The organism is Acetobacter papayae JCM 25143 (assembly GCF_000613285.1).
Classification (GTDB): Bacteria; Pseudomonadota; Alphaproteobacteria; order Acetobacterales; family Acetobacteraceae; genus Acetobacter; species Acetobacter papayae.
The window spans coordinates 1-5,767 of sequence record NZ_BAIN01000103.1 but is presented as its reverse complement, the minus strand read 5'-3'; the positions used below and the strand labels follow the sequence as shown (position 1 = coordinate 5,767).

Here is a 5,767-nt window from a genome sequence, read left to right as displayed (position 1 = left end):
ACGATCCGCAACAAGGGAGCCGTTGTTATGAATGGCCGAGGAGGCGATCGAACCCGTGGTGCCGCCGTTACCCAGTTGCAGCGTGCCCTGCGTAATGGTGGTGGCACCTGTGTAGGTGTTGTCCGCGCTCAGAACGGTTGTGCCCGTGCCAGCCTGCGTCAGGCTACCCGTACCATCAATAACCCCTGAAACAGTCAGCGTATTACTGCGGTCCGCAACAAGGGAACCGTTATTGTGAATGGCCGAGGAGGCGATCGAACCCGTGGTGCCGCCGTTACCCAATTGCAGCGTGCCCTGCGTAATGGTGGTGGCTCCCGTGTAGGTGTTGTCCGCGCTCAGAACGGTCGTGCCCGTGCCAGCCTGTGTCAGGCTACCCGTACCATCAATAACCTGTGTCAGCGTCAGTGCATTACTGCGGTCCACAACAAGCGCGCCGTTATCATGAATAGCGGATGAAGACGCGATCGAACCCGTGGTGCCGCCATCACCCAGTTGCAGCGTACCCTGTGCAATGGTGGTGGCTCCCGTGTAGGTGCTGTCCTCTGCCATAAGCAGAGTGCCTGCGCCCTCTTTGTTCAGGTTCCCTGTGCCATAAACAATGCCACCAAGCGCTGTCGTAAAGGAGTTTGTCTGAAAAGTTGCTGTATTGGCAATACCAATATTAACATAAGTTATAAGGTTGGACTGGATGTTTTCCAGCGTGCTGTTGTCTATCGTGAACTGGTAGCTGCCTTTTGCAGTTGGGTCTACAACAAGGCCATAATTACCGCCCGCAGCCAGTACGCTACCATTTTCGACAGTCAGCACGCCATCCCCAACCCCCTCCGACCCGAAGATAATCTGCGTGCTCACATCGACCTCACCCCCGTTACTAATGGTTACAGTGCCATTTCCGTCACCATTCACGTAAAGTATGGATGTTGTCAGTTTTGACCCAGAGCCCGAAACATTCAGCACACCAACCGCTGTACTCATATTTGCAAGAATAGTTTGAGTCACACTGGCGGTTGCACCATCCAGAATATTAATCGTGCCATCACCACTATTTCCCGCCTGCAAAAAACCAGCAGACATGTTTGAACCAGCACCTGTTGCTGTCAGCGTGCCAACCTGTCCGGCATCAAGACCAGCCACAATATTCCCGGCCGGGTGCACGATCAGGGAGCCACCATTTTCGACCGTCATCGTAGCCGTGTCCCCGCTGGTGCCGTTAACGTAAACAAGGCCGATTTTATATTGCCCTGTATTTCTGCTCGTTTCATTTAAAGTGCCGCCATCAATAGTAAGATGACCATTAATGGTAGCAGAGTCAGTATCGACCGTCGTATTTTTATCAATAACTACCGAAGTTCCTGTCGCAACTGTATATGGATTTACAGGCTGCGCATAAGCATGCGACGCATTTATGCATATGGCAGAAAATACAACAGGCATGATTATTGGAATTTCAACAAACAGTACCATTTTGGTTCTGTTTTGTGGTATAAAAAAAGCGCTCACGCGCATCCGCCATTTTTTCATTTCTGACGCTCCGTCTCATATCCCGAGTCCAGAATAAAATAAATGTATCGCGACAAAACAAGCTGAAAAATCGATATTTATTTGTTGTTAATTATTTCACCCACTATATTTACTTAACGATATAATTATTGTTAGTTTTTTATAAATAAATATGCTCTGCCATTTTTTATGTTTTGTTAACATAATAAAATAGCCTCTGCGGAAATGCCCATGCACACAACTCAGCAATTTCCTTGCCTGCGTGCCTTTTTCCTCTGCGGAAAAGACATTTTTCACCACGGCTCTTTTTTGTAAAATTTTTTGTATAATCTATACAAAAGACGTTTAATAAAAAAAATATCCAAAAAACCATGCAACTTTTTAGGCAGATTGGAAACACCTCCCTCTTCAGGCCCTGATGGCGGAGAATCCATCAGCCCCATCAATACGGAGCCGATTCTCACGGCGAATAAGCCAGACTTCACCCCTGCAATCAGGACAGCAGGGCCGACTGCCAGAGCGCAGTGCAGGGCGTAATACCCCTAGGGCGACGTCAGATCATGTACGCAAAAAAGGCATGGCTATTGTTATAGCCATGCCTTTATCCGTTACCGGCATAAGCTATCCGAGGCAGGAATGGCTTATGCCACCCAGCCCCGGATCAGCCTGTCAGATCGGCAGCAGTTCATCCAGGTAATGCACCGCAGGCGAAGGCATACCGTTAAACGTGGTGTTGCACGATTCCGAATACGCGGCAGCGTTTTCAAAAATCAGCAGGTCCCCTTCCTGCAGGTCGCCCGGCAGTTTCTGGTTCTTGCTGATGGTATCGAAGCTGTCACAGGTCGGGCCACACAGCGTAAAGGGAACCGGTGCCCCGCTACGGCCCGGCGTGGCGATTTCGTACACATAATGGTCCACCGCATCGAACAGACCCTGATAAATCCCGGCATCCAGATGCAGCCACTCGCCACTGGCCCGGTCGGCCCGCAGCATGACACGCGCACTGACCGTGCCGGACGAACCAGCAATACCACGGCCCGGCTCAACAGCCAGACGCACGTTCTGGCCCGGCAGCTCCCGATCCAGAACGGTTTTGACGGTATCAAGAATCTGCTTGACCGATGGCGGGTTGGGCGAGCTTGCAAAGGCAGTCGGGTAGCCACCACCGATATCAAAGAACTGCAAATCGATCCCGTGCTTTTTCATGTCACGGAAAATCGATGCGGCCTGCGCGGTCGGCGTTTCCCATGCCTGCGGGTACAGGCACTGCGTTCCTACATGGAAATGCGTTCCGTAAGGCTTCAGGCCCAGCTTGCGGCCCAGCAGCAGAAGCTCCTTGGCATGTTCGGGTGTTGTGCCGAACTTGTCGCCCAGCGGATGCGAGGCAAACTTGCTGTCTACACTGATGCGCACATACAGATTGGTGCCCGGCGCATGCTTGGCCAGCTTTTCCACCTCATGGCGGGAGTCCGCCACGTAGGACTTTACACCATGGTCAAAAGCGTAGCGGATATCCGCAACAGGCTTGACGGTGTTTGAGAAAATGCACTTTGTCGGGACAACACCGGTTGCGAGCGCCAGATCCAGCTCCGCGCGCGAAGCAATGTCAAACCCGCTGCCCGCTGCGGCAAGGCGTTGCAGAATACGCGGATTGGGTGCGCATTTTACGGCATAGAATACTTCCACACCGGGTTCGGCCTCAAGAAAGGTCAGGTAATTCTGTTCTACCTGATCCAGATCATAAAGCAGAACGGAATTGGGAATACGCTGTAGCGCAGTCATAACCTCTTTTGTCGGCGGGCAGGCACGCTGGTTGCGTGTGCGCAGCTTGTGCAGGCGCGCAGCTACGTCAGCCTCCGACAGGGTTGGGGGGGTGAGCGGCTTCACTGCGGCTCTGGCTTCGGAAACGCGCACGGCATCCACCGCCAGCGAGGCGACAGACGCGATAACGGAAGCCCGGAGGAAATTACGTCTTTCCATTTTTACCCTACTTTTAGTGCGCTTGTCAGTGAACATGGACGCTACACGCGGCACTGTGTACCGTTATGGGAATAGGGGTCAATTTTTAAATAATTTATCGCATAAATCCGTTATATTAACGAATATATAAGGATTTTTATAAAAACATGTTATTTATAAATTTTTTCATAATCCATGCATAAAAACGGTTTTCCTTTTATTTTTTCAAAACATTCTAAAATTCACGCAAAACATGCTCATTTCCATACAGACAAGATATACCCAAAAATGCGACAGACTACCCGCGCGTAAAAGGCAGTACCATACCGCCCGCATCAGCCTCAAAAGAGAATGATACGTGCAACCCTGATCACCCCCGATACTGGCGGACCCCCTGCGGCATGATATTTTTCCTGTTCACGTCACACAAAGGCAGAACAATACCCCATGCCGCCCTGCCCCTGCTGGCCTTGCTGAGTGCGCTCCCCCGGCCCCTCTGCGCCCAGACTCTGCCTACAGGCGGCACTTATGTCGCGGGTTCCGGCACCATCAGCACCGCAGGAGCCACCACCACCATCGACCAGTCCTCCGCCCGCGGGGTTATCAACTGGCAGGGTTTTTCCGTCGGGGCGGGCGGCACGGTGCAGTTCAACAACGGAACCGGCGCGACCCTCAACCGGGTAACGGGGGCGCAGCTTTCCTCGCTCCAGGGGCACCTGAACGCCACCGGCACGGTGTTTCTGATCAACCCCAACGGGGTGGTGGTTGGGCCCGGCGGCACGGTGGTCACTGGCGGCAGTTTTGTAGGTGCTACGCGCGACACACCGAACAGCGCCTTTATGAAAGGCGGCAAGATCACCCTTTCCGGCACAGCGCCCGGCGCTGTCACCAATGCGGGGCGGATTACCAGCACAAACGGCAATGTGGTGCTGGTGGGCGCGAGCGTGAACAATAGCGGCACCATAAGCGCCGCCCATGGCACGGCCGCACTGGCCGCAGGCAACGAGGTGGTACTGAGCGAGGCGGGTGGCCCCTCCGGCCTTTATGTCAGCGCCGATAAAAAAGCCCAAGGCTCCGTCACCAATACAGGGCGGATCAAGCTGCGGCGGCCACGCTGGCCTCGGCCGGGGGCAATGTCTATGCGCTGGCGGGTAATCGCGATGGGCTGATCGAAGCCACAGGCACCACAACGCTCAACGGGCAGGTCTGGCTGAGTGCGCCCAACGGCACGGCAGCGGTCGATAACACCACCATAAGCGCCACCAATGCGGATGGTTCGGGCGGGACGCTCCACGCCAATGGCGAGCGTGTGAGCCTTGGCAGCAAGGCGGTGCTGAACGCCTCGGCCACCAAAACCGGGCGCAAGGGTGGGCAGATTCTGATCGGCACCGACAGCGCGGGCGGCGCCAATCTGGCCCGCCGTACCACCGTGGCCTCGGGTGCCACCCTCAAGGCCACCGGCAAGGGCAATGGTGCGGGCGGTACAATCGAAACCTCTGCTCACACGCTGGCCATAGGGGCCGCCACGATCCGTGCCGGGCAGGGCGGAAGCTGGCTGCTCGACCCAGATGATCTGACAATCGACAGTGCTGCCGCCCGCACCATTGTATCCGCGCTGAACAGCCGCACCAACGTAACCGAGCAGACCTCTGCCACCACCGCCAGCGGCGCAGGCACGACAGCCCCCGGCCGTGGCGATATTGCCGTCTTGGCCGCCATGAGCTGGCGCAGCACAGCCAGCCTGACACTTTCGGCCTATCATTCCATTAGTGTGGATGCCCCCATTACCCTCACCGGCGGCGGGGTGCTGGCCTTGCTGACCAATAATAACAAGGGGGGCACCAGCAGCGGCGGAGCCTTGAGCTTTGGCCCACGTGGTGCCATCCAGTTTACCGATATAGGGGCCGGGCCGGGCCTACAGGTCACACCCGGGCGGGTTACCCCCAGCCTTGTCACCCCCGTATTCTGGCCGACCGCGCAAAGCGATGGCATTGGCCCCATTCCCCTCACCCTCCCACCGCTCTCGCTCAATGAGGAAGACAAAGGCGCAAGCGACGCCCTGATTATTATCGCTCATCCCAGACCGCTGGAGGGGCCGGATACAACGGTGCAGCTCGACCAGCCGCAGGACTACCAGATCGTTCTGCCCGCCCTCGCCTACACCAACGCGCTGAAAGACACCCCCTGATGCGCCGCCCCCTGCTGGCGGGCCTTGCCCTTGCACTCCCCGGCCTGATGCTCAAACCCGCTCCGCAGGCCCGCGCACAGGCCTATGACCGGCTCGCCCCCAAAGCCGCCAGCCCGGCAG

General features: G+C 55.9%; 4 protein-coding genes. 2 read left to right on the top strand and 2 right to left on the bottom strand.

The annotated features are described in order from the left end of the window. The coding region (locus JCM25143_RS14210) for an autotransporter-associated beta strand repeat-containing protein (protein ID WP_199897905.1) at nucleotides 1-1,185 on the bottom strand (1,185 nt) is incomplete at its 3' end. A 984-nt stretch (nucleotides 1,186-2,169) separates the two neighbouring features. Next, nucleotides 2,170-3,480: a type III PLP-dependent enzyme gene (locus JCM25143_RS14205; protein WP_025861698.1), complete on the bottom strand. Its 1,311-nt coding sequence runs from the start codon at nucleotides 3,478-3,480 to the stop codon at nucleotides 2,170-2,172. Between the two features lie 380 nt (nucleotides 3,481-3,860). On the opposite strand from JCM25143_RS14205, the gene JCM25143_RS14200 reads away from it, so the two are divergent. Together JCM25143_RS14200 and JCM25143_RS14195 are read left to right on the top strand one after the other, a co-directional pair. Next, nucleotides 3,861-4,628: a two-partner secretion domain-containing protein gene (locus JCM25143_RS14200; protein WP_025861696.1), complete on the top strand. Its 768-nt coding sequence runs from the start codon at nucleotides 3,861-3,863 to the stop codon at nucleotides 4,626-4,628. Between the two features lie 140 nt (nucleotides 4,629-4,768). Beyond that, nucleotides 4,769-5,647, top strand: coding sequence for a hypothetical protein (locus tag JCM25143_RS14195; protein WP_025861694.1), 879 nt, complete (start codon nucleotides 4,769-4,771; stop codon nucleotides 5,645-5,647). Nucleotides 5,648-5,767: the final 120 nt, after the last annotated feature.